Below are 25,719 nucleotides of genomic sequence, written 5' to 3'. Positions count from 1 at the left end.
ATTATACTGGCGTGGCGATTTTTTGGAAACTGCTTAATAGATTAAATCCTTTCTTGACTGGAATCATATTGTCTAAATTTATTCTTTTGTAGCACTCTCAGTACCAAAAACCAAAAATCGAAAATCAAAAAACTATATATAAATAAAAAACTTAGAATACTAATTTAAATACAGTGTTCACCCTCAAAATAAATTTTAATTTAAAAATCTGAACTCTCCGTTAATTCCATAGTAGATAATGTATTTTTGACAACATTAAATGCATTCGACATGATAATCGTTTTTATCACTTGTTATTTTGAATGTTATCTCACCGATTGAATGATATGAGTAATTAATGATATTAATATTTTTCTGTATTCGCGTTAAAATTTTGTGATGCTAACGCTGTATCCAAGTAATTTTTGATCGGGTTTTCGGTTTAGGTTTGGCTATTAAGCAAGTATTATTGGATTCAACTGGAGAATTTATTTATATGCAGCAAGCTTCAAAGATTGAGGCTATAGAAGCACGAGTTCATGGGATGGATTGTCCTAGTTGTGCTCAAACAGTTCAGTCAAATTTACATCAACTAACAGGTGTAAATGAGGTTGCTCTCAATTTTGGTAACGGTAAGCTTAATATGACCTACAACCCAGAAAAAATTACCCAAAAAGATATTTTTCGCCGTGTAGAAGCCTTGGGTTACCAAATTGAATCAATTTTTCGCAAAGAAAATTCTCCATCTACAACTGAATCAGCCAAGATAAAAAATCAAAAAAGTAAAATAGATTCACTGTCTAGTCCCTGGAAGTTTTGGCTTACAACCCGCCGAGGACAAAGGGTGATTTTGTCGGGAACAGGTTTAGTCCTAGGATTTATTGCCCATAGTATGGGGTTATCTGCATGGATCCAAACCAGCTTTTACTGCATAGGAATAGTTTTAGCGGGATTCCCGATCGCCCGTGCAGGTTTGATTTCACTCAAATCCCGTCGAGCTGATATCAACCTACTAATGATGATTTCTGGAGTTGGTGCTTGCTTGCTGGGGGATTTCTTGGAAGGAGCAATGGTAGTGTTTCTATTTTCTTTAGGAACAACACTACAAAGCTTCACCTTGGGACGTACTCGCAACGCAATTAGGGATTTAATGGACTTAACACCACCGATAGCAACAATTAAACGTGGTGATGAAGAAGTAAATGTTCCCATTTCCAGTATTGAGGTCGGTGAAATTATTACGGTTCGTCCGGGTCAAAGAATTGCTCTTGATGGTAAGGTTATTTACGGAATTAGTGCTGTCGATCAATCCCCAATTACAGGAGAATCAGTTCCAGTAGATAAAGAAGCTGGTGATGATGTGTTTGGTGGAACTTTGAACCAAACCGGATACTTAGAAGTTAAGACCACTCGTAAATCAAATGAAACCACCATGGCACGGATTATTCATTTGGTTGAAGAAGCTCAAGGAAGTCGCGCCAGAAGTCAACAATGGGTGGACAAATTCGCCTCAATTTATACACCATTAGTAATTCTTTTAGCTATAGCGATCGCAATTATCCCTACTGTGTTTTTTTCCCAGGATATGAAGGTTTGGATTTATCATGCCTTAGTACTGTTAGTGATTGCTTGTCCTTGTGCTTTAGTTATTTCTACTCCTGTTTCTATTGTTAGTGCTATTGGTGCTGCTACTCGTAAAGGAATTTTATTTAAAGGTGGTAACAGTTTAGAAACCGCAGGAAAAATTGATATTCTCGCTTTTGACAAAACTGGTACTCTGACAGAAGGTTTACCAAAAGTACTAAACATTTATAGTTTGGGAGAACAAGAAAGAAGCTCAATACTGCAAATTGCTGCAAGTTTAGAACAGAGATCGGAACATCCCCTAGCTAAAGCAATTATTGCTGAAGCCAAAAAACAAGGATTAACTTTGCAAACACCCCATGAATTTGTTGCGATACCAGGGAAAGGTATTCAAGCAAAATTGAGCGATAAATTAGATTGTGGCGTTCAAGATCCTCAAGTTGCTTCTCTTTTAGGTAAAAACCATTTGTTACCCCATCTCAACCAAGAATTTTACATGGTGGGTAATCGTCGCTTATTTACCAATATTCCTCCCGAGGTGAGTTCGCTTCTTGCTGAAATTAGCAACCTCGGTCAAACTCCTGTATTAGTTGGGACAAAGGGAGGCTTAATTGGCATCATTACTTTAGCAGATGGTTTGCGCTTGGAAGCAAGGGAAGCAGTAAGGTTAATTGAGACAGCAGGACCAAAAGAAGTAGTGATACTAACGGGAGATTCTAAATCTGTTGCTCAACAGATGGTAGAACAACTAGGAATTTTTGACTATCGAGCCGAATTACTACCGAAAGATAAACTTCTAGAAATACAAAGATTACAAGAACAGGGAATTGTAGGAATGGTAGGAGATGGGATTAATGATGCTCCTGCTTTAGCATCTGCAGACATAAGTTTTGCGATAGGTCGTACGGATATTGCACTAGAGACAGCAGATGTAGTTTTAGTCGCAGATGATTTGAGACGACTTGCTTATGCAATTAGTTTGAGTCGTAAGACTGTTTCAGTTATCCAGCAAAATATTATTTTCTCTTTAATTACGAAAGCTTTATTTTTGCTATTAGGAAGTTTTGGTTTTGTGGGTTTAGCGGTTGCAGTTTTAGCTGATACGGGAAGTTCCTTGTTGGTTACTTTTAATGGAATGCGCCTATTTAAAGTTTAATTATTATTAGTGAGTTCTAAACAGTCGATTAGTACCATCATTCATTACTGTGATGATTTCGCTGATATCATGCCTCATTTATGGAATATCAAATTTTAAAAATTGATAATGCCTTTAATAGTTTCCGGTTCGACTTTAACAGCCCTATTTATAAATTTCTCATTTATCTATCTAGTTTTAGATGAGACTCAGCATCAGATTCTGGAAACGATTCAAAGCTAGGGTGCGATCGCTTAAGTACAATTACAAATTACGAGCCTTTCAACAAAATTCACATTTACTTGCAAGCAACTTCATGCTTAATACCAACAGAATTACTGTATGTTAGAACAGGAATTTATTTGGTGGGAGTAAAAAAGTGGATGGAGAATTCGTCAGACGAAAGTCGTCAACATGGGGGAATAGTTCAAAACCCAAGTCTTCTTTATTCTCATCCCGTGGCTTTACTCCACCAGAGCAGCAGATTCCTGTAGAAATTCCTGAAGAAATTCCTGAACCAGTTTTTTTGAAATCTGTTTTGAACAGTCGTTCTAAGGAAAGTCCACTTGAGAGCGAGCAAGAAAATTTAAAAGAACAAGGGGATGTAAGTCTCAAGTCCGATGCTTTAGAACCCACAGATGGTGCAGAACTTATCGCCCAAGCAAGCTAACACTCCAGAAAAATCACAACAGGATAAGTCTAAATTATTAGCTCAAAATCTGATATTCTCAAACCACTTAAAGCAGCGAGAAAAAATATAAGTATGAAATATGGAGAACTTAATGTTGAAGCGATTTCCATTATGACAAAAGGAGGCGATTTTGACCTCAAACCATTTTTGGAGGTGAAGTAAATATGGCTGATGTGCACATGTGTGGAATAATTGCCAATACAAATATGAATCAGTTGGATAGTATTTTTAAACAACTTTTTCAAAACTGCGATTATAGTCTTGAGAACATGAGTGAATTATATATAGAAGATGCTGATTTCGATATTTTTATTCAAGATGATATTGCTAAAACAAAAGAATATACGCAGGGCAATTATGATTATCTAGTTAGTGGTTTACATCAAGGTGGTTTAGATAAGGTACAGAGTCTACTAGAAAAAATAGCAGCTACTTTAGAAGCTAATAATCTTAAGTATAGTTTTGAATTTTTTGAAGAAAACTCTCAAGGAGTAGAAAAGGAAAAACAACACATAATAAGACATCGAGAATTTTAGAATTAGCCTTCTCCCGAACCAGTTTTTTTAAATCTTTCTTGATAGGGTAAACGCAAGAATCAATAAGAATGCAATATTCTCAACAATATTGATAATTAAGTGCAATATTCCTTGAATAGGTACATGAATCAACTCTGGGACTCAGATCTACTAAATGAAGATCGCAACACAATTTCCTTCTCTGAATGGTATCGGTTTCGTTCCAGCATTGGGTTCTGCTCTCAAAGGAGTAGTAAAAATACTCAAAAAGGGAGAAAAAGCTGACGTCGCAAAGATTGGAAAACTTCTAGAAGGTGTAGCAAACCACTTGGATGATTTTTCTGTATTTACTGATTGATATTTCAGTCCATTCAAATCCTGTGTAAGCAATTTGTGCAATATCGTACTGTTTAGGTGAGTCTTATCTGTTAAATATGATTTATCTACCTTGGAAAATTATCAGTAGTTAAGTATGGAGGTAATATCTGTGTACGAATGGCTAGAGGAAGAAGTATTTAATATATAAAGTTAAAACAATTCATTCCTTAGGTTCAGGTTTGGAAGACGACGAGTTGCGTGCTCTGCAAAAAAAATATCCGTACCTTCCTGATTCATATTTGGAATTTGTTTCGAAATTTGGAAGCGTCAAACTTTATAAGAAAAGAAGCTACTATGAAGTAGGTGTACTTTGTCCCCCTGAAGAAATAACTTTTCCAAATGGTGAAAAGCTCCTCATGGTTGGACACTTTGATGATTCACGAGCTTTCTTCAAATCTACTTGCACGTCACCCAAAAGCGAATTACCAGTTCTTGGAGATGATGAAGAATGTAATCTTGAAAAAATAGCTGATAGTTTTTATAACTGGATCGTGAAAAGATGTGAAGATGCTCGCAATTTTTATACAGATTTGGAATGGGACAGAATAAAAAATAATCCTTATTCATTTAATGATAAAGAACTTGAAATAGTTGAAGCAAGAAAAAAGATAAAATGGCGAAAAATTGGATTTAGCAATGATGGAGATGTAAGAATACTAGTTAGAAATGAGTCAAACTTGACTTTACCTTTTTTAACAATTGGATTTCGAGGAAAAAATCCTGCAATCGAGGGAAGCATTTGGCTACCGATTTCTCATGTAATACCCGGTCAGGAATATATTGTGGAACACTCTGGGTACAAAGAATATATTTCGACAGAAAATAGCGAGTTTTATCATCTACCCGATCCGACTCCTGAAGAAAAAGATATATTTTGGGAATTTCGTGATATCGATATTTCTTAGTATAGCTATGATTCCTGCTATTAAAAAGTTGCTTGAATCACATTCTGAATGGGTCGTCCCATACTTAAGAAATCTTCTTAAAACAACAGAAAATCATAGAATTAGAAATGAGGTTGCGCTTGCACTTTTAGATTTTAAAGATAAAAGAGCAATACCTGTAATTGCACAATTGCTTGTAGCTCCCAAAACAATCAATCACCGAGGGACATTAATTTATGTGCTATCAGAATTTAGCCCTTATCTTGGAGATTATCTGCCACTTTTAGTTGACTTAGTTGTAACTGGTGGGTTTGAAGTTAGCAGACAAGCTTTTATAGCTATTGAGGAGATTGAAGGGGAAATTGACGAGGATATTTGGCTGCAATGTAAACAAAAAATAGCAGAATGTATGAAGAATTCATCAGGTGATAAAGCCGAAATATTAAGAGATTTGTATGAATTATTTGAAGATGAAGAATAATGATAAAAGTCGGTAGGTTGAAGTTAGGTAGAGTATCTTAGATGATAAAAATATTGGAGAAGAAAAAAGTTTTATTGAAGACTTAGAATTGGAAAGTAAGGATATGATTGAAATAATTCCAGAGTTGGAAAAAATTTTTATTTCTCACGTTAATTGCTTGTTTACCAAAGTTAATCTGGAATTAAATACAATAGTGCTTGAGCAAAATAAAGAGCTTATTCTTCCAGAATCTGCTGAATTGTACATAGGTACTGAATCCTCTTCAAGCTTAGATACTGAAGTCGACCTTTTTGTTTCTTATTCAACATTTATTGATGTTTGGTTGAGTAAGACTTTAGATCGAAATCAAAATCAAAGAGATAATACTTCTCCTTCACAATAAAATAGAGATAGACTCAGAAAATTTTTGAAAAATTTAGACGAGTGGTTTACTAAAAATCTAGAACCCGGAGAGTCTTATTATTATGCAAATAAAATAATTATTTTTACGATTTTAGATTTATTAATGCTCAAAGAATCCAATAAAAACCATTCTCCAGAAACTAATTTCCACTACTTGATGGAAGCTTTAGTTACCGTCCATCAAGCACTGAGTAATTACATTAGTCGTCAAGAAAATAAACCAATTGAAGAGTTTTTCTCACCCACAACTGACAATCCAGAATTAAAAATTGCTCAGAGCATTACACCATATGCATTAGAAGATGTGTGCAAAATTTTTGGATTATCAGATTTTGAACGCTTCGTATTGCTGTTATGTGCAGGTATGGAACTGGAACCAACTTGGTCGGTTTTATGCACTAAAGCACATCGTAACGACATAAAAGCTTATCCTACTTTTCGTTTAGCCTTTGCAGCATTCAATAAATTTGATTGGGGTGCAATGAGAACTTCTGCACCGCTCAGACGTTGGGGTTTGATTGAATTTGGTGCAAACAATACTTCCGTCGATGCACCATTACGTATCAACGAGCAAATATTCCATTACATATTGGGTTATTACGAACTCAACGAGCAATTGGTGGGTATGGTCAGACAAGAACAAATAGATGATATCCCCACTTTGGTAGATTCTCATCAACAGCTTGTAGAACAGATAGTCACTACATGGAAACAATCTTCCCAAGAGGAAGCTTATTTTTTAACAGACCTGGAAAATTTTTCTGACCATCTAGCTACAACTCCAATAAAACTGGAACACAGTAATAATGGAACTAATGGAAATGGCTTTTGTGGGAAACAACTGAAAAACAAGTATAAAAATCAAAAAAAATCATCAGTTCCAATTATTCAGTTATGTGGAAATGAATTTGCAAGCAAAAAAGTGATCGCTCAAACAATTTGCTCGCGCTTACAACTCAAACTATATGTTTTATCTGCAAATAATTTACCAACCGACCCCAAAGAACTCGATCAATTTTTTTTGATGTGGGAGCGAGAAGCACTTTTGGGTAAATCCCTTCTATTGTTAGATTGCGATGACATTAATACTGGGAATATAGACAGACTAAATATTATTAAATCTTCCATTGAATTAATCAAAAGCCCTTTAATTATTAGTAGTAGCGATCGCATATCTTCTAAGGACACAAGTATATTAACCTTTGAGGTTTACAAACCCAACAGTGAAGAACAACGTAAAATTTGGCAAAATGTTCTGGGGTATAAGTCCAGTGAAGTTGATACTGTAATAGATAACCTTGTTTCTCATTTTAATTTAAGTGCGCCAGAAATTAATTCTGCCCACGTTAAAGCATTAACGGTGAATGAGTTAGAAGCACAACGACTAAATAATCCTTCAAATTCTTTGTTATCCCTACTATGGAATAGCTGTCGTACCCAAGCACAACCAAAGCTTGATGAACTGGGACAGCGAATGCACCTCAAAGCCACTTGGGACGACCTAGTATTAGATCAAACCCAACGTCAAACCTTAGAAAGTATCGCCGCTCACGTCCAACAGAGGATTCAAGTTTATCAAAAGTGGGGATTTGCTGGTAAAAGCGGACGAGGTTTAGGTATTAGTGCTTTATTTGCTGGGACTAGTGGAACTGGCAAAACTATGTCTGCAGAAGTTTTAGCTAATGAATTAAATTTGGATCTATATCGTATAGATTTAAGCACTACAGTCAGTAAATATATTGGGGAAACAGAAAAGAACTTACGACGGATTTTTGATGCTGCAGAAGGTGCAGGTGCAATCTTATTATTTGATGAAGCAGATGCATTATTTGGTAAGCGTTCCGAGGTTAAAGATGCTCGCGATCGCTATGCTAATATGGAGGTAAGTTATCTCTTACAACGGATGGAAGAATACCAAGGACTAGCTATTCTTACCACCAACTTAAAAGGCTCTATTGATACCGCGTTTTTGCGTCGGATCCGTTTTATTGTCAAATACTCTTTCCCCGATGTTGATCGCAGAAAAGAGATATGGCGACGTGTTTTTCCCAAAAATACACCAACTCAAGATTTAAACTTTGCAAAATTAGCAAAGCTGAATGTGGCGGGTGGTAATATTCGTAATATTGCTTTGAATGCTGCATTTATCGCCGCAGATTCTGGGGAACCGGTGATGATGAAGCATTTGTTAATTGCAACCAAAAGTGAGTATGTAAAATTAGAGCGAATTCTCACTGATTCAGAAATCAAAGGTTGGGTTTGAACGGTTGGGTATTACTGAGAATATAAACCTTCAAACAAAATTCATGGTTACTTGCAAGCAAATTCATGTTTTACAACAACGAAATTGCTGTATGTTGAAATATGAATTTATTTGGTGGGAGTAAAAAAGTGGATGGAGAATTCGTCAGACGAAAGTCTTCAAGGTGGGGGAATAGTTCAAAACCCAAGTCTTCTTTATTCTCATCCCGTGGCTTTACTCCACCAGAGCAACAGATTCCTGTAGAAATTCCCGAAGAAATTCCTGAACCAGTTTTTTTGAAATCTGTTTTGAACAGTCGTTCTAAGGAAACTCTGTCTCAAGGAGAACAAGAAAATGTAAAACAACAGGGGGATGTAAGTCTCAAATCCGATGCTTTAGAACCCACAGATGGTGGAGAACTTATCGCCCAAGCTAACACTCCAGAAAAGTCACAACAGGATAAGTCTAAAGGAGTAGGAGGTTGGCTTTCTAAACCTTTGCAATGGGTGTGGGGTGTTGTACAGGAAGACTTTAATGAAGATCCATCCATCAGTCAAACGGTTGTTCGTACTCTGATTACCCTTATCCCAGGAATTGACCAAGCTGGTGACGTTCAAGATTTAACTGCAGCTCTGTATAAACTTGCTTGGAAGCAACAATATGATGAAATTGGTCCCTGGTTCGATCTATTTATTACTGGTATCGGTTTTGTTCCAGAATTAGGTTCTGCTCTCAAAGGGGTGATCAAAATACTCAAAAAAGGAGAGGATGCTAATGTTGCAAAGATTGGAAAACTTCTTGGAGGTTTAGCAAATAACTTAGATGACTTTTCTGCATTTACTGATATTGCAGCTAAGTCTGTCAAACAAAAAATTAGCGAGCTAATAACTCATACCACCCAAACAGGCAGTGCTTTAAGATTAGTCCGTCTTGACCCCACAGGGGGTAAAATCAAACAGCTAGCTGACAAACTCGATAATTTTGCCCAATCCCTTGAGGAGATTCGGGGTTTGGTTGATGAGAAGTTTAGAGAGATTGGGTGGGAAATCCAGCGACAATTAGATGAGTTATTGGGTGGTGGTAAAGGTAAATTAGCAACTGCTAATGGAGCCCCGCTTCCAGGGAAAGGGGTGGAAGGGGAAGGAATCGAATCAGGTCCGATGCGGATTGAGGGAGGAAATGAAGCAAGTAGGAGGGCTAAAAAAGGTGAACGGCAAGAAGCCAAATTTAAAAATACTATGGCTCACAAGTTAGATGAAGAGCTTAAATTAGCTGACAAATTAGGTGTAAAACCAGTAAAAGTAGGAGATGCAGAATTTGATCAAGTTGTTAATCAAGGAGATATCAAATGGGCAGTTACAGAGAATGGAGACTTAGTAGTTATACCAAAGATTGTAGCTCAAGAGGAAATATCTCATTCTGTGCTGACTCGTGGTAAGCCAGTACTTGCAGCCGGAGAGGCGCAAATTGTTGCGGGTAATGGGGAATACTACATGCTTGAAATTAGTAATGCTAGTGGACACTTTCTTCCTTCAGCAGACAGTTTGGAGATTGGGAAGAAAGCTTTTATGGAAAATGGAATCGATCCATCAATGGCTAAAATCACTATAAAATAGATTATTTTCAAACAAGAGTTATGAATAACGATAATTATTTTAATATGTCGGCTAACGATTTGGTTGGGAAAGATGTACAATTCGTAAAGAAATGGTTAGAAGCTGTATTGGCTGATGAATCGAAAATATTAAACGATTTTAACTGGTTGGGTTTTGCAGAGGTCTCAGCTTCAAATGCAAAACGTCTGAAAAGTCTTGACTGGGCAGATATATCGATACGAGCTTACGAAAAGCTATTATCAGAGCATAGTGAAGATATGGGAAAATCTTTCTATATTTCGAGCATGATATTGAGGACAAGCATGATTGGAATGTTTGGTCCTTCCAAGGGTCATCCTATATTGGATGTGGATACAATTATCTCTTGGTTTAATAAATATACAAAAATACCCTTTGAAGTCGCAAAAAGTAAAAGTGCTTCACGAGAAAGATGTACAATAGAAGATCTTAGACAGCTTAGAAATATAAAAAATCGATTGGCTGTAATATCAGAACTATCGAAGATAAAAGATGTACAACTTGATGAATATCTTCAAAAGTGGCTTGATATAAGGGGAGACTTACCCTAGATAAATAGATTGACAAAATAGAATAAAAAAGTGGCTGGAGAATTAGTCAAATAAAAGTCGATAAATAAGAAACAAAACATAATGAATCTCCTAGATGAAATATATAACAATCATGGTATTTCTTATGGAATAGATCACTTTAATCAGTTTTTGTCTGAACTAGAAAAATATGATTTTGCACAAATGTTAGCTTATCAAGTAAAATATCCCCTTCGCTATCTACTTGAGTTTATTTTATCAACTCCTTCACTTTGGATAAAAATGTTAGATAACGATTGGATTAGAGTTATGTCTGTATTGAATCCAAGACCAAAACCATTCAGCCGTGAGATTGATGATGCAGGTTATGTAGATATTCATTTTCTATGTAAATACCTTAGAGTTAATGCGATAGAACTGTTTTTACAACAAACAAGATTCAGTAATGAAGACAAAAAAAAGCTACTTCAGTACTCTAATAAAATATCCTTGTTTTTATTTATGGATGAGTTAGATTTAGACGATTTAGATGGTGATTATCTTATGCATAAAGATGAGCTTGATAAGGTAAGATTGAAACTTATTTCTAACGGAATAATTAAACCACTTAATTATAATTGTGGTGAACTTAGGGAATATATACAAATAGAACTGAAAACTATTGAGAATCAATGAGTTCAATTCCGATGAAGAACCAGCTTGAAGTTCTACTGTAGTTTAAATATATCCATAAAAATTAATTCATATTGGATGAAAGCATCTCCACACTGCAATTTTCCAAACTCCAGAAAAATCACAACAGGATAATTCTAAGGGAGTAGGAGGTTGTAATGGAAGACTGGAATAAAACCTGGGGTTATTCTGGGTTAGTTGGTGAGTGGTACATCGAAGCTAGTGGTGGAAAGGGTAATATTTTGCAAGAAAGATTTAAGTATCTCATTCAAACATTAGACTTCCTTATTTGTCCTTTACAAGTATTTCACAAGCTTTATACAGTTCGAGTTGATTTAAGTATCTTAGATGATAAAAATATTGGAGAAGAAAAAAGTTTTGTTGAAGACTTAGAATTGGAAAGTAAGGATATGATTGAAATAATTCCAGAGTTGGAAAAAATTTTTATTTCTCACGTTAATTGCTTGTTTACCAAAGTTAATCTGGAATTAAATACAATAGTGCTTGAGCAAAATAAAGAGCTTATTCTTCCAGAATCTGCTGAATTGTACATAGGTACTGAATCCTCTTCAAGCTTAGATACTGAAGTCGACCTTTTTGTTTCTTATTCAACATTTATTGATGTTTGGTTGAGTAAGACTTTAGATCGAAATAAAAATCAAAGAGATAATACTTCTCCTTCACAATAAAATAGAGATAGACTCAGAAAATTTTTGAAAAATTTAGACGAGTGGTTTACTAAAAATCTAGAACCCGGAGAGTCTTATTATTATGCAAAATATATAGATAAATATGGATTTAGATATGATATTTAAAAGGGATTATCTCACTTTTTATCAAGATGTCAAAAATTAATCAGATTGTGAAATACTTTACTGATTATTTTGAAGAGCTCGATTTTTTTGAGGTTTTTTTAGGCAATCCTTCATCCGAAGAAAATTTGGGAAAAATAACATTGAAGATACCTGCTATCAATATAGGTGTTTCCGAACATCCTTTAAATCCTGAAGAAAAAATTCAAAGAATTGAAAAAAGTTATTTAATTTTTCAGGGTGTTATTTATTCCCAAAGAAAATTACAAAATTATGATGAAAATAAAGTAGATTTTATTGGAGAAAGTTATAAAGTTATAGATATTGATGTAAATAATAGTGATAAAAAGGAAATGTTTGATTTAGAGGGAGTAGACTATTGTAAGAGATTTTATGTAATTTCTTGGGAAATATTAGCAGATAAATTTACATTGGCAATACCTGACGATAGTCGAATATCATTTTCAAACTGGAACTATTTTAATTTAGATTAATTAATCATCAATATAAAATAATTATTTTTACGATTTTAGATTTATTAATGCTCAAAGAATCCAATAAAAACCATTCTCCAGAAACTAATTTCCACTACTTGATGGAAGCTTTAGTTACCGTCCATCAAGCACTGAGTAATTACATTAGTCGTCAAGAAAATAAACCAATTGAAGAGTTTTTCTCACCCACAACTGACAAACTCTAAGTTCCTTAAGCCAATACTGAAAGTATTTTTCCCGACATTACCCAGCGAAAATCTATGATGATGACCATAGAAATGTAAAGGAATTGCACTATTGTATAAGTAGCTTTCTAATTGCTTAGAACCATCGCGGTCTTCTCGCGATGCTAGTCCTGAATGTGTAATAACTATATCTGTAGTTGTTGTTTTGGTAGGTAATCCCAAAAATAATGCTCCACTAGATAATCGCGGATCCACCATCAATTTTTGCTGAGATTTTTTAAATTCTACTTTTGCCTTTTTACCCTTTCCTCTATCTAAGTCTGTAATTATTCCACCAAGAGCTAAAAGATGTAAATTTTCAATTACTCCTTGAAAGCAATCTGGAATAAAGTAGATCCCAGGAACCACTTCAGAAGGTTTGTTTTGGGATAATAAATTTAAATTATGAAAATCCTCATGATTACCTCTAATAAAATATATAGGAGCACTCAAAGTATCAATTTCCTCAATTCCTAATATAAAAAAATCTCTATAATAGGCAGAATTTTGTATTTCGTATAAATCTAAAGAATCACCTTTTTTGTAATGTTTATCTTCATTTTTAGCTATAATTCCACTAGGCCAAAATCCAAAATCACCAACTTGGAATACAGCCTGTAACGGTATATTAAACAAGAATTGTAATCGTATAGCTAATATAATTGAAGCCTTAATATTTCCATGTAAATCTCCCAAGAACAAATAAAAGCTTGTTGAGTTAATATCAATTGTACCTTGGCGATAAATAAGATTCATCAAATCACGATTCAGATATGATAAATCTGCTACTTGTTTACCTATACTTACTAACCACTTATTCATTGAACTATGGATAATTAGAAATTTATTTACCTACGGAAAGCAGCATTGTATAAATTTAACAGTAAATATTTTAGAGTTTCTTGAAAATTGTCTTTAAATTAGTGGAGTAAGTATAATTGCTTCCTATTCCCCATTTACTTTTTAAAGTAACACCTTAATTCAAACCAGCTCGAATTGTTTGCAAGTTGCAAGATATATTCTAAATAACTTATAAGTCTGACAATAGATTCCAATTATCTTATCAATGCAAAAATAATTTTAATTGCTGTCAACACATTAAATAAATATTTTGTCAAGACAAATATTAGAACTGCTTGCTCTGACAGTTTCTCAACGCGATCGCTAACTTGAGTCATTAAATTTAGATAAACCTAGAATTATATCGGAAAAAAATAAAAACGGTTGAGAAAATCTTAAAAGTAAATTTAGAAGCAAATAATATTACCAAACAAAAGACTCTAGTCCGGGTTGTCAATTTATAGATTCTTGTTAATATCTAAATCGTCAAGTTTGGTAAACAGCTCGCGGGATATGTAGAGGAAAACAGAATGTTCGAGCATCTTCTTCCACCTTTAAACGACCACAACTTACCCTACCCAGATACTATTCATCCGATAGTTGTCCACTTCGTAATTGCAATGGTTTTATTTGCCTTCCTCTGCGATGTAATTGGCTACTTTAGCCGTAACTCCCGCCTTTTTGAGGTGAGTTGGTGGAATATGTTTCTCGCAACAATTGCCATTTTCGTTGCGATAATTTTTGGTCAAGTTGAAGCAGGTTTGGCTCTGGGTTACGATGCGGTTGCGCCAGTTTTACATTTGCATACCATCATTGGCTGGTCGCTTTCAGGAATTATTGCAGCTATTACAGGATGGCGTTATGTCATTCGTCTGCGCGATCGTGAAATAATTCCTCTTTCTTATTTGGGGGTAGGAATGGTTTTGAGTATATTGGTATTTTTCCAGGTTTACCTTGGAGACAAACTAGTTTGGGTATATGGATTACATACAGTTCCTGTTGTAGAAGCTGTAAAAGGAGGGATTTTGTAATGAACTCAGAATTAATCGCTCCATTAGCTTTCGGTGCAAATGGTCTACCTTACACCATTCCACTCCATCCAAATTTAGTGCATCTTACCCTTGGTTTGTTTATCATTGGGATTGCTTTTGATTTTGTTGGTGTCTTTTTCCCTTTAAAAAAACCAGTCTTTAAGTTTTTAGCAATTCCTGCAACTCGTTCTAACTTCTTTGATGTTGGCTGGTATAACATGTTAGCTTCAGCCATCATTACATTTTTTACAGTTGCAGCAGGCTTTTACGAAATTATGTTGGCGCAACCCCAGAGCGGTTTCAAAAGTGCTTGGGGGTTAGAGGCGATGGAAACCATGTTATGGCATGGTGTCGGTGGTGTTTTCTTATTCGCTGCAATGATTGGAATGACTGTATGGCGAGGATTTCAGCGTTATATATGGCGAAAGGAAATCTCTCGACAAGTGCAGTGGAGTTATCTATTTGTAGGCTTATTTATCATGTTTATCATGTACGTCCATGGGACTTTGGGAGCGCAACTGGCTGCAGAGTTTGGCGTACACAATACTGCGGATAACTTACTGCGATTGGGACAAGATCCTAATGTCTTGTTGAAGTAATGAGTAACGAGTAATAAGTAATAAGTAACAAGTAATAAGTAATGAGTAATTGGTAATTGGTAATTGGTAATTGGTAATTGCTCATCATATCCCGAGTCCCGAGTCCCGAGTCCCTAATCCCTAATCCCCAGTCGCTAGTCCCCAGTCCCTAATCCCCAATCCCTAACTTTATGAAAATCCGTAATATTTTAATACTGGTTACAAGCGTCATTATTCTTGCTTTTGTTAGTTTTTGGATTGGACAACAAGCTTATTCTTGGCTTCCCCCACAAGCTGCAGCTGAGTCTATACTCATTGATGATTTATTCAGTTTTTTGGTAGCACTGGGTGCATTTATCTTTCTTGGGGTTACTGGAGCGATCGTATATTCGATTATTTTTCATCGCGCAGCTAAATATGACATCAGTGATGGTCCCCACATAGAAGGTAATATTACCCTAGAGGTTGTTTGGACTGTAATTCCCTTTGTTCTAGTGATGTGGATTGCAGTTTACAGCTATCAAATCTATGACCAAATGTCGATTATCGGTTCGGAGAAAATAGCACATCTAAATCTACCTGTAGGTAATAAATCTGTAGATCTTTTGAGTAACTCAGAGAAAGTTCAATCAATAGAAAACAGTGGAGTTGAGAACATTGAATCAGAGAAAATAGAAGTAATTGCAAAACAATGGGCTTGGGTTTTCCGTTATCCCGAACAAAACATCACTAGTACAGAATTGCATTTACCCGTAAATCGTCGTGCAAGTTTAGCATTGCAATCCGAAGATGTTCTTCATGGTTTTTATATCCCTGCATTCCGGGTAAAACAAGATGTAATTCCATTTCAAACCATTGATTTTGAGTTTACTCCCATCCGTGAAGGGAAATATCGGCTGCGGGATTCTCAATATAGTGGTACTTACTTTGCTGCAATGCAAGCTGATGTGGTTGTTGAATCGCCAGAAAATTACGATCGCTGGCTCAAAGCAGCCTCCAACCGTGAACCATCTCCTGCACCCAATCAAGCAGCTTCCGAATTTGCAAGGAGATCCCAAAGGTCATCAAAATCGGGTTGGGTAACAGTAATACCTGCAGAACCAGAAAAAGTTAATTATCACCAATGATGCATAAGATTGTCTAGTTACTAGGCTCAGCCTGGGAAGTAAGATTTTGAGGCTCCGCCTCATATTTATACCAATACTCTTATGTATTGGTATAAATGGACCCTAAAGCATATTTCCCGACACTTAATTTGATTTACACTTAATCCTCACAAAAACAAATATGACCAATATTCAGGAAAAACAGATAAGTGTTCCTGTTGAGACACATCACCATCATCCGCCCACGACCTGGAAAACTTACTTTACTTTTAGTACCGACCATAAAGTTATCGGTATCCAATACATCGTTACTTCCTTCTTCTTTTTTCTTGTCGGTGGAATTTTTGCCATGATTATTCGGGGCGAACTCATTACCCCGGAAGCTGATTTAGTTGACCGTACCGTCTACAATGCAATGTTTACAATGCACGGTACGATTATGTTATTTTCTTGGACCTTCCCCGTGTTAGTTGGTCTAGCTAATTATGTTGTACCTTTAGCGATCGGGGCGCGAGATATGGCGTTCCCTCGCCTGAATGCGGCAGCATTTTGGATGGTTCCAGTTTTTGGAATAGTGTTCATGGCGAGTTTCTTAGTACCCGGCGGTCCAGCTCAAGCCGGATGGTGGTCTTACCCACCTGTGAGTGTTCAAAATCCAACAGGTTACCCAATTAACGGACAAGTTCTCTGGCTGATTGCAATGGCGATATCCGGGGTATCCTCTATTATGGGTGGAGTTAATTTTGTAACTACTATTTTTAAAATGCGATCGCCGGGAATGACCTTTTTCCGGATGCCTGCTTATGTCTGGACAGTATTAAGCGCTCAAATTATCCAACTGTTTGGATTGCCTGCACTGACTGCAGCGATAATCATGCTACTTTTTGATATTACTGCTGGTACGACTTTCTTTGACCCTGCCCAAGGCGGTAATCCAATTCTATTTCAACACCTTTTCTGGTTTTATTCCCACCCTGCAGTTTACGTAATAATACTGCCTGTATTTGGTATTTTTTCTGAGATATTTCCTGTTTATGCCCGCAAACCTCTATTTGGTTACAAAGTAGTAGCAATTTCATCATTAATAATCGTAGTTTTAAGTGCGGTGGTTTGGGTCCACCACATGTTTGCTAGCGGAACTCCCGGTTGGATGCGGATGCTGTTCATGTTCTCTACAATGTTAATTTCCGTACCAACTGGAATTAAAGTATTTGCTTGGGTTGCAACTATTTGGGGAGGTAAATTACGTCTGGATACACCAATGTTATTTGCATTGGGTGGCTTAATTATGTTTGTCTTCTCGGGAATAACTGGTATTATGCTTGCTGCGGTTCCAGTTGATATTCACGTCAATAATACTTATTTTGTCGTCGGTCATTTTCACTATGTGATTTACGGTGCAACTGTAATGGGAATATATGCTGCAATCTATCACTGGTTCCCGAAAATGACTGGAAAAATGTACTATGAAGGTTTAGGTAAATTGCACTTCTGGTTAACTTTTATTGGTGCGAATCTCAACTTTTTCCCCATGCATCCATTAGGTTTACAAGGAATGCCACGTCGAGTAGCTTCTTACGATCCGGAGTTTGCATTTTGGAATGTTATAGCTAGTGTTGGGGCATTTTTATTAGGAATGTCTACCATACCGTTTCTTCTCAACATGATAAGTTCTTGGATTGGTGGTAAGAAAGCACCTGATAATCCTTGGCGAGCAATTGGTTTAGAATGGTTGGTTTCTTCACCACCTCCAGTAGAAAATTTTGAGAAACAACTTCCTGTGGTGCTTGCAGAACCTTATGGTTACGGAAAATCAGAACCCTTAGTTGCAAATGCTTCAGACCTTAATTGACTTGTATTGTTTCGATTGGTCTTTGGGAAATTCAAGAATTTAGAAGACAGGAGTTAGGAGACAGGAAATAGGAGTCAGAAATAAAAAAATTAATATCCGGCTTTTCATATCTTCTGACCTATTAACTTGCAATCTGTAATGAATCTATAATCGGTGGTGCGTTACGGGCTATCGTCGTAACACACCCTACCATCAGATGCAAATTACAAAAAATTGGATGTTTCAATAAAGACTGAAATACAATAAAAAGCGAGTATGACAAGTACAAACAATCTCCTCAAAGCATCTGAAGAAATGCAACTATCAAGTTACACAGCTTCAATAGAACAAGAACATGATGAAGAAGCTAACAGTATGTTTGGCTTCATTACTTTCTTATGTTCGGAAAGTGTTATTTTCCTCTGTTTTTTTGTAGGTTATATTCTCTACAAAACAACAACTTACGATTGGTTACCTCCCGGAGTTGAAGGGCTAGAAGTCAAGGAACCTTTCATTAATACAGTTATTCTTGTATCCAGTAGTTTTACGATTTACTTTGCAGAACAGGGATTAAAGAAAAATAATCTTTGGGTATTTCGTTTTTTTTGGATATTAACAATGGCGATGGGGAGTTATTTTCTCTATGGTCAAGCAGTGGAGTGGAATAGCCTAAAATTTGGTTTCACATCAGGAGTTTTTGGCGGTACCTTCTATTTATTAACTGGTTTTCATGGCTTACACGTTTTCACTGGTGTATTGTTGCAGTCAATCATGTTGATTCGCTCTTTTATCCCAGGTAATTACGAAGCAGGTCACTTTGGTGTCGATGCAACCTCACTATTTTGGCACTTTGTAGATGTCATTTGGATTATTTTATTTCTTCTTATTTATATATGGCAATAAGCAAGTAAGTCAAAAGTCATTAGCGTAGCGTGTCCGTAGGACATAAGTAATAAATTACCAATCCCCAATCCCCAATCCCTAATCCCCAATCATGATTATCGACGACCAACACTACGATGTAATTATTGTCGGAACCGGTGCAGGTGGAGGTACATTAACTCGCAAACTTGCATCCACTGGAAAAAAAATTCTCGTTTTAGAACGGGGAGAATATCTAGAAAAGGAAAGTTCGGAATTAGTTGATGCAGAGGTTTTCAAAAAGGAAAACTTCAGCGCACCCGAGCAATGGTACGAAAGTGGAAAAGAACCGTTTTATCCCCAGACAAGTTACTCCGTTGGTGGTAATACAAAAATTCATAGCGGTGTGATGCTGCGAATGCGAGAGCAGGATTTTGAGGAAGTCAAACATCAACATGGAATCTCGACCGAGTGGGGTCTAAAATATCAGGATTTTGAGCCATACTATACAGAAGCAGAGAAACTCTATCGCGCTCACGGTAAAGCTGGTGACGATCCAACCGATCCCCCTCGCAGCAAAGATTTTCCTTTTCCTGCTTTAGTTGATTGCGAACCTCAAGTAAAAGATATTTGCGATCGCCTTTCTGGACAGGGGTTACATCCTGCTTATCTTCCCATTGGTTTGGGAAATGAAGGTCGAACTGACTCGGAAGATACGGGAGTCACCCCTGCAATTAAAGCAAATAATAATGTAACCCTAAAGACCTCTGCAAAAGTTGTACGTTTGCACACCAATCCTTCAGGGAAAGAAGTCAGAGCTGTAGAAACAGAAATTGGCGATCGGTCTTATTTATTTATGGGAGATATCATCGTATTAGCCTGTGGTGCGGTGAACTCAGCTACACTATTATTATATTCCGCTAATGAGAAGCATCCTAAAGGGCTAGCGAATTCCTCCGATTTGGTGGGACGTAACCTAATGAAACAATTAATGACTGTATTGGTACAACTTACCCCTACCCCCAACTGCGGATTGTTTCAAAGAAGCCATTACATTAATGATTTTTATTGGGGAGATGAAGACTTTCCTTACCCAATGGGTCACATTCAAAATTCCGGTGGTATCCTTCAAGATGTGATTTTTTCTGAGTCACCACCGATTTTGTCAGTCGCAGCTAAATTGATGCCAGAATTTGGTTTAAAGCAATTAGCAAAACGTTCCATCGGGTGGTGGTTACAGACGGAAGACTTAGCAGATCCAAACAATCGCGTCACCATCGAAGGTTCCAAAGTGCATTTGGATTACACCCCCAATAACACCGAAGCACATGATCGCCTTGTTCATCGTTGGATCGATGTTCTTAAATCTGTAAATCAAACGAAACAAAGTATTTATCCTCGGAGTGAAGCACCTATTCAAGTTGCAGCACATCAGTGTGGAACCTGTCGTTTTGGAGAAGACTCGAAAACTTCAGTCCTTAACCTTAACTGTCGCACTCATGATATAGACAATCTATATGTTGTGGATAGTAGTTTTTTCCCTTCTATCTCTGCGACTAGTCCTGGTTTAACTGTTATTGCTAATGCTTTGCGTGTGGGCGAACATTTAATTAACAGATTAAATTAGCTCACTGTCAAATTACTTGCGTAAAAACCTCGTAGAGACGAACTATAATACGTCTCTATAAGAGGTTAAAACAGTGAAAAGAGACTCTCAGTATATCTTTTAATTTCTTCATTAACTATAGAAATCACTTCGAGCCAAAAGTATCTCGCCATGACCTGGAACCCAAGCAACCCAAGCTTCTGGAGATTCCTGACACAGAAGCATTGCTTCATCAAAGCTATACTCATTAGGAAGCTGAAGCAACTTGACCCACGAGTTGCGATTGTAAGTAATTTTGCAAATAGGTTTCCATCCTGATGTTTTTATTTCTGGCACTAACGTACAAGCTGGATAATTTGCTTTAAGTTGCATTATCTGCCTCCATCTCACTAGAGCAATATTGACTGAAGCAGCCTACTCCATGAAATAAATGCAAGAAGCAAGCTATTTCTGTATCTAATACTACAAAAATAATAGAATAACAATCTATTTTTTCTTAAAAATTTACAGTTAAACCAATATATAATTTTTTTGAAGCGATTCACGTGAATACCATCTTCCAATTTCAGAAATTGGAAAATAAACATCTGAATAAGGTGATGAGATGATTTAACTTCCAACCAATATTACTAGGACTTACGCAAAATTAACGTAATTGCGTCATTATGTTAGCGCTTAGCGCTAACCCTACACTGCATTTCGGTCGCAATGACAAATCTATGTCCTACGGACACGCTACGAAGACCGTTGCGTAATATGATGTCCGCTTAATTACTTATGAAAAAATATGTTTGTAGTAGCGCTTTAGCGCCAATATTTGTCTATCTCGCTAAAGCGCTACTACTAACCTTATTACAAGTGTTTTACCGGACATGATATAAGTCCTGATTACAAAAATGATGGCATTGCAAATATGTAAAATAACCTAAAAATTGATACAAAAATTGAAATATTATTTGATGAAATTTCAATTTTTTTAATAAGTTTACTGTATATTTTTATAATATAAAAGCTATCGAGAGCTACTTCGGATTTAATTTAATATTACGCTTTCAAAAAGCCTAAAGACAGAATGCTTAAAATTTAGCCCCATCTCACTCAAAATATCAATTCCCTGAAAGCTTGTTCCTCAAATCTTATAAAATACTGATTGAGAATTATCAAACCTGATATTACTATTCAGTCTAAGGTGCAATATTTAATTTAATATATTTAATTGTTTTGTAATTGAATAAAAAATCTAATTTAAATTTGTCATATCATAAGCAATATAAGTATGCTTAAGCACTTCTTCTATTGAACCAACTTTTTCTAAAACCCAAAGTAACTCGTGTGCTGCACTTTCTCGTTGCTCCAAAATAACTTTTAGTGGTGTTAATAATTCAACATCTGGATCTAGATCGAGAGCATCTTCAGCTGCTGATAATAATTCCTTTGCATTTCCATAAATATCCAGATTATCGAATCCTTCTTTAGCTGAAAGTTGATGTAAAGCCTTATCAGGGAAATCTGCTCTACCATCCAAAGATTGATCCAAAATCAAACCCTTTAGCAAAGCTAGTAATCCAGCATAAATAGAAAAGTCATCACAACAATCGCATGCTTTAAATTCTATCCGAGAAACTTCTGCAGGAATACGCGCCATTCTGGTAAAGTCTGGAAAACTGGATGCTAATTGTTCTTCTCGATTGACAAAAACCATCACAGGAAGTTTTTCCTCACTTCTAAAAAAAGTCCTTGCGGATAATCCTTCCCAAATACCACCTTGGTAAAAAGGAGAACTAAAACTAAAAGGAATAATATAAGGACTGTAATAGGTTAATTTTCGACCCATATCAATCAGTTCTTCCTGAGATAAACCTGCAACGGAAATATTTAAATCTGCTCCATAACTCAACATCGGTATATTTAAAGTCTGTTTCCGAGAGTAATGATTCCGTCGTTTAAGTTCGTAATCATTTAATGGTGGTAAAGGTTCAAAAACAGTTAAATATGGATTGAAACTAGCAAGTACTGGTGAAAAGCCTAAAAAACTAGCAGCTTGACGTAATAACAAAAAGCTTTCTGATAATTCAGCAATAGTACTACTAATATCGTGATGTATACTCGTCCTAATTTCTATCCCTTTAGGCACACATTCAATCACTTTTTCAGAATTTGCGAAACGTTCAAATCCCTCTATATACCACCTTTTTTTCTTAATTCCAGCATCCCCAATCCGTAGTTGAGAATAATCACCCGGATAGGAAGGTAACATATCAATAATTGGACTAAAATCTTTAAAACTCGTACATGAAAAATCAGCAAATTTTCCCCGATGATTGAGGAATGCGACTTCATGCTCAATACCAAATAAGAACATCCTACTGACCTGAATTAATTAATTGTTAAGATTAATCGATCTATTTTTTTTCAGATACTATCATGAATAATTAATATTCCTGTACTTTTTAGACTATACTATTAGAATACTTTATAAATGCTGGATAGGACAAATTTGTTTGCCAATGGGAGTTTCAATTAGAGCAACTTCTAATCCAAAAACTTGTCTTATATTCTCTGGAATTATGACTTCTTCAGTATTACCTAATGCCCAAATTTCACCTTTTAAAAGCATTGCTAAACGCTGACTGTATCTTATCGCTAGATTTAATTCGTGCAATACAGTAATAATTGTTAGTTTATTTTTTTCGTTGAGTTTTTTTAGGAGCTCTAAAATTTGCAGTTGATAGCGCAAGTCTAAATATGTAGTGGGTTCATCTAATAAGAGAACTTTTGGGTTTTGCGCTAAAGCTAGAGCTAAAAATGCTCTTTGTCTTTCTCCCCCTGACAACCGTTCTACAGGACGCTGGCTAAATTTTTCTATCCCAACAGCACTAATTGCCTCTTCTACCTTATCGCGATCGTCATCATTTAATTCCCACTGCCACCAATTTTGATGGGGGTTACGACCCAAACCAACTAATTGATAAACTGTTAATCCTGCTGGTACCGCCTGTTGTTGTGGTAATAACGCCATTTTTTGTGCCACTTGTATGGCACTTTGAGTATGAATTGCTTTACCATCTAATAATACGGTTCCTTTTTGTGGTGAAAGAATACGGCTCAGGAGTTTGAGTAATGTAGACTTACCAGAACCATTGGCTCCAACTAGACTTAACCATTCTCCAGCTTCCACACCTAAGTTGATGTCGCGGACGATTGGTACTGCTGAGTAACCACCAGTGAGATTGTTAACTTTTAATGACATAATTATCAATTATTCAGTTTATGGCTAAGGCAAAATGCCATGGGCTTATGGTTTGCTACTATTACCTTTTACTAGGGGTTTTGTTTTATTTTAGAATAAATATTTTTGATAGTTTTTGATAAACTTCAATTAAATGAGAAGATTATGCAATATTCATAATTCAATAACAAGTATTTAATCATACATTAACCTTTAAATTTTAGTAAATCCTGCTGTTACTCCCATACTAGGATTACCCTTCCAAGCGGGAAAGCCGTAAGCTGGCGATCTTATTATTATGATTCTGAATTTTATGATTCTGAATTGATAAGCCAGAATTGTGCACAGTAGCACACCACTTCTTCATGCAGTCGCTCATGGGGGAAAACCCTAGATTAGGTTGCATTGCTTTGCTAACAGGAGTCATAACTTAGGATTTGAATGCACTTTAAAATCTGGCTGTTAAGTTTTTATCCTAAATCGGATTTCTAAAATCCCTTTCCTTCATAATTTTTGGGATTTCCCCCCACTCCTCCCAAACTCTCCAAACTTTCTCCTCTCATTAACTCACTTCCTTCGGACCGAAGTTGGACTAAGCCAGGAGGAAGAAGGGAGGATATAACATCTGGGGATATAACATCTTTTCTTCTAACAAATATGGGTCAAATTCCCCCTGTGCTAACGCCCCGCTAAGAAGACCGTCCGTTAGTGCACGGCCTGCGTAGTACGGTGCAAGAATTACGTTGGGGTAATCCCCAATGCCTTGTTTGCGGGCACGCGCTCGACGCGCCTATGGCGAACGCTAATGCAATTTCAACTTTTTCTCTCTTCCTTCTTCCTTCCTTTAATAACAAGGTCTATATTTCCTAAAAAAGCATAAAAAATGACTTGGAGTCCTATTTATTTCAACTTTATTTACAATAATCAATATTTTTAGATGACAAAGATTTTCAAAAGCTTGGTAGGATAAAAACAAAGTTTATTGCAAGTAATAATCATTAACTTAGAGAAAATTTGATTTTGCAGTGGAATCATTGTTGGGATAGAGGTTTGTGTTTTACTAGTACAGAAAATTTATACAACTACTTGTGTGACTGGGGATTTTTCCTACAGGACATGAGAATTTTCTCTAAGAATTCCAAAACTTAATTTTTGTCAGTCGATCGATTACAAACAATTAACGGTGTAAAAATGTCGAAAAAAATTGGTCTTTTCTACGGTACTACAACTGGAAAAACTGAAGCTGCGGCTGAAATGATTCGGGATGAATTTGGTGATTCCATTAACATGCACGATGTATCTGGGGCTGAAGCTAGTGATTTTGATGAATATGAATGTCTGATTATTGGCTGTCCAACCTGGAACATTGGCGAGCTTCAAAGTGATTGGGAAGGCTTATACGAAGAGCTTGATGATGTTGACTTTAATGGTAAAACCATTGCTTATTTTGGTACTGGTGACCAAGTTGGTTATGGAGATAATTTCCAAGATGCGATGGGAATTTTAGAAGAAAAAATTTCTGAGCAAGGTGGAAAAACTGTAGGTTATACATCAACCGATGGATATGATTTCAGCGAATCCAAAGCGATAAGAGATGGGAAATTTTGTGGACTAGCTCTTGATGATGATAATCAATCCGAACTTACAGAAGAAAGAGTGAAGGCTTGGACAGCCCAACTAAAAACAGTCTTTGGGGCGTAAATACTGTAAATGTTCTTGGAGTCAGGAGTCACAAGTTGGAGTTGGAAGTTATAGCCATAGCATTAGTACATTCCACTCAACCTGTAATCCCAATTAATGAGTCTATTCTTGTGCGTGTTCATTAGGGGGACTTTTCAGGTACTTATTTTCACTCCACTTGCTATTTGCTATAAATACAATTGAATCTGTTTTTCGATAAGGTATCTCATAAAAAACCTTATCTAATGACTTATTCATGAATCCTGACTACTGGCTTCTGACTCTTTAATATTTTAGGAA

General features: G+C 36.2%; 25 protein-coding genes. 21 read left to right on the top strand and 4 right to left on the bottom strand.

Annotated features, from left to right (window positions below; all coding sequences use genetic code 11):
- Positions 1 to 475 precede the first annotated feature (475 nt).
- The 14 genes from BC008_RS00745 to BC008_RS49205 all read left to right on the top strand — a co-directional run bounded on the left by BC008_RS00745 (position 476) and on the right by BC008_RS49205 (position 12,639).
- Complete coding sequence (locus tag BC008_RS00745; RefSeq protein WP_027846157.1) at positions 476 to 2,719, top strand: heavy metal translocating P-type ATPase; 2,244 nt, start codon at positions 476 to 478, stop codon at positions 2,717 to 2,719.
- Between the two features lie 358 nt (positions 2,720 to 3,077).
- Complete coding sequence (locus BC008_RS00740) at positions 3,078 to 3,368, top strand: hypothetical protein (RefSeq protein WP_058182949.1); 291 nt, start codon at positions 3,078 to 3,080, stop codon at positions 3,366 to 3,368.
- A gap of 185 nt (positions 3,369 to 3,553) precedes the next feature.
- Positions 3,554 to 3,925 (top strand): hypothetical protein, encoded by a 372-nt coding sequence (locus tag BC008_RS00735; RefSeq protein ID WP_027846914.1) that lies wholly within the window; start codon positions 3,554 to 3,556, stop codon positions 3,923 to 3,925.
- 154 nt (positions 3,926 to 4,079) lie between these two features.
- Positions 4,080 to 4,262: a hypothetical protein gene (locus BC008_RS00730; protein WP_027846915.1), complete on the top strand. Its 183-nt coding sequence runs from the start codon at positions 4,080 to 4,082 to the stop codon at positions 4,260 to 4,262.
- Between the two features lie 376 nt (positions 4,263 to 4,638).
- Positions 4,639 to 5,187: a hypothetical protein gene (locus BC008_RS00725; protein WP_153009498.1), complete on the top strand. Its 549-nt coding sequence runs from the start codon at positions 4,639 to 4,641 to the stop codon at positions 5,185 to 5,187.
- 7 nt (positions 5,188 to 5,194) lie between these two features.
- A complete protein-coding gene (locus tag BC008_RS00720; RefSeq protein ID WP_153009497.1) occupies positions 5,195 to 5,647 on the top strand; it encodes a HEAT repeat domain-containing protein in 453 nt (150 codons plus the stop codon).
- A gap of 103 nt (positions 5,648 to 5,750) precedes the next feature.
- A complete protein-coding gene (locus BC008_RS00715; protein ID WP_058182948.1) occupies positions 5,751 to 6,029 on the top strand; it encodes a hypothetical protein in 279 nt (92 codons plus the stop codon).
- A 24-nt stretch (positions 6,030 to 6,053) separates the two neighbouring features.
- Positions 6,054 to 8,312, top strand: coding sequence for an ATP-binding protein (locus BC008_RS00710; protein WP_235595766.1), 2,259 nt, complete (start codon positions 6,054 to 6,056; stop codon positions 8,310 to 8,312).
- Between the two features lie 128 nt (positions 8,313 to 8,440).
- Positions 8,441 to 9,907, top strand: a complete 1,467-nt coding sequence (locus tag BC008_RS00705) for a hypothetical protein (protein WP_153009496.1) — start codon at positions 8,441 to 8,443, stop codon at positions 9,905 to 9,907.
- Between the two features lie 44 nt (positions 9,908 to 9,951).
- Entirely contained in the window at positions 9,952 to 10,476 is a 525-nt protein-coding gene (locus tag BC008_RS00700) for a hypothetical protein (RefSeq protein WP_161938056.1), read from the top strand.
- Between the two features lie 81 nt (positions 10,477 to 10,557).
- The gene (locus tag BC008_RS00695) at positions 10,558 to 11,130 is read left to right on the top strand and encodes a hypothetical protein (protein WP_027846818.1); all 573 of its coding nucleotides are present in this window, start codon (positions 10,558 to 10,560) and stop codon (positions 11,128 to 11,130) included.
- A 155-nt stretch (positions 11,131 to 11,285) separates the two neighbouring features.
- Entirely contained in the window at positions 11,286 to 11,816 is a 531-nt protein-coding gene (locus tag BC008_RS00690) for a hypothetical protein (protein WP_058182946.1), read from the top strand.
- Between the two features lie 152 nt (positions 11,817 to 11,968).
- Positions 11,969 to 12,433: a hypothetical protein gene (locus tag BC008_RS00685; RefSeq protein ID WP_058182945.1), complete on the top strand. Its 465-nt coding sequence runs from the start codon at positions 11,969 to 11,971 to the stop codon at positions 12,431 to 12,433.
- A gap of 47 nt (positions 12,434 to 12,480) precedes the next feature.
- Complete coding sequence (locus BC008_RS49205) at positions 12,481 to 12,639, top strand: hypothetical protein (RefSeq protein WP_161938055.1); 159 nt, start codon at positions 12,481 to 12,483, stop codon at positions 12,637 to 12,639.
- Here BC008_RS49205 and BC008_RS00680 read toward each other — a convergent pair.
- Entirely contained in the window at positions 12,616 to 13,479 is an 864-nt protein-coding gene (locus tag BC008_RS00680) for a metallophosphoesterase (RefSeq protein WP_058182944.1), read from the bottom strand. The genes BC008_RS49205 and BC008_RS00680 overlap by 24 nt on opposite strands.
- Before the next feature lie 548 nt (positions 13,480 to 14,027).
- Here BC008_RS00680 and BC008_RS00675 point away from each other — a divergent pair.
- The 6 genes from BC008_RS00675 to BC008_RS00650 all read left to right on the top strand — a co-directional run bounded on the left by BC008_RS00675 (position 14,028) and on the right by BC008_RS00650 (position 20,531).
- Positions 14,028 to 14,528, top strand: coding sequence for a DUF2231 domain-containing protein (locus BC008_RS00675; RefSeq protein WP_027846870.1), 501 nt, complete (start codon positions 14,028 to 14,030; stop codon positions 14,526 to 14,528).
- Positions 14,528 to 15,127 (top strand): DUF2231 domain-containing protein, encoded by a 600-nt coding sequence (locus BC008_RS00670; RefSeq protein ID WP_027846871.1) that lies wholly within the window; start codon positions 14,528 to 14,530, stop codon positions 15,125 to 15,127. The genes BC008_RS00675 and BC008_RS00670 overlap by 1 nt, the downstream gene beginning before the upstream one ends.
- 170 nt (positions 15,128 to 15,297) lie before the next feature.
- A complete protein-coding gene (locus BC008_RS00665) occupies positions 15,298 to 16,233 on the top strand; it encodes a cytochrome c oxidase subunit II (protein ID WP_027846951.1) in 936 nt (311 codons plus the stop codon).
- 160 nt (positions 16,234 to 16,393) lie between these two features.
- Positions 16,394 to 18,064, top strand: coding sequence for a cytochrome c oxidase subunit I (gene ctaD / locus BC008_RS00660; RefSeq protein WP_058182943.1), 1,671 nt, complete (start codon positions 16,394 to 16,396; stop codon positions 18,062 to 18,064).
- Positions 18,065 to 18,358: 294 nt separating this feature from the next.
- Positions 18,359 to 18,946 carry a cytochrome c oxidase subunit 3 gene (locus tag BC008_RS00655; protein ID WP_153009501.1) on the top strand — a complete coding sequence of 196 codons (588 nt, stop codon included), beginning with the start codon at positions 18,359 to 18,361 and terminating at the stop codon, positions 18,944 to 18,946.
- A gap of 91 nt (positions 18,947 to 19,037) precedes the next feature.
- On the top strand, positions 19,038 to 20,531 hold the full coding sequence (locus tag BC008_RS00650) for a GMC oxidoreductase (RefSeq protein ID WP_027846930.1): 1,494 nt from the start codon (positions 19,038 to 19,040) through the stop codon (positions 20,529 to 20,531).
- A gap of 111 nt (positions 20,532 to 20,642) precedes the next feature.
- On the opposite strand, the gene BC008_RS00645 is transcribed toward BC008_RS00650, so the two are convergent.
- The 3 genes from BC008_RS00645 to BC008_RS00635 all read right to left on the bottom strand — a co-directional run bounded on the left by BC008_RS00645 (position 20,643) and on the right by BC008_RS00635 (position 23,760).
- Positions 20,643 to 20,882, bottom strand: a complete 240-nt coding sequence (locus BC008_RS00645; RefSeq protein ID WP_027846931.1) for a hypothetical protein — start codon at positions 20,880 to 20,882, stop codon at positions 20,643 to 20,645.
- A gap of 868 nt (positions 20,883 to 21,750) precedes the next feature.
- Entirely contained in the window at positions 21,751 to 22,872 is a 1,122-nt protein-coding gene (locus tag BC008_RS00640; protein WP_027846254.1) for a hypothetical protein, read from the bottom strand.
- A 111-nt stretch (positions 22,873 to 22,983) separates the two neighbouring features.
- Entirely contained in the window at positions 22,984 to 23,760 is a 777-nt protein-coding gene (locus BC008_RS00635) for an ABC transporter ATP-binding protein (RefSeq protein WP_027846253.1), read from the bottom strand.
- A gap of 1,170 nt (positions 23,761 to 24,930) precedes the next feature.
- On the opposite strand from BC008_RS00635, the gene fldA reads away from it, so the two are divergent.
- Positions 24,931 to 25,440 carry a flavodoxin FldA gene (gene fldA, locus BC008_RS00630; protein WP_027846252.1) on the top strand — a complete coding sequence of 170 codons (510 nt, stop codon included), beginning with the start codon at positions 24,931 to 24,933 and terminating at the stop codon, positions 25,438 to 25,440.
- Positions 25,441 to 25,719: the final 279 nt, after the last annotated feature.

The sequence above is a fragment of the Mastigocoleus testarum BC008 genome (assembly GCF_001456025.1).
Classification (GTDB): Bacteria; Cyanobacteriota; Cyanobacteriia; order Cyanobacteriales; family Nostocaceae; genus Mastigocoleus; species Mastigocoleus testarum.
The sequence above is the reverse complement of the archived record's forward strand: the minus strand, read 5'-3'. Positions and strand labels throughout refer to the sequence as shown.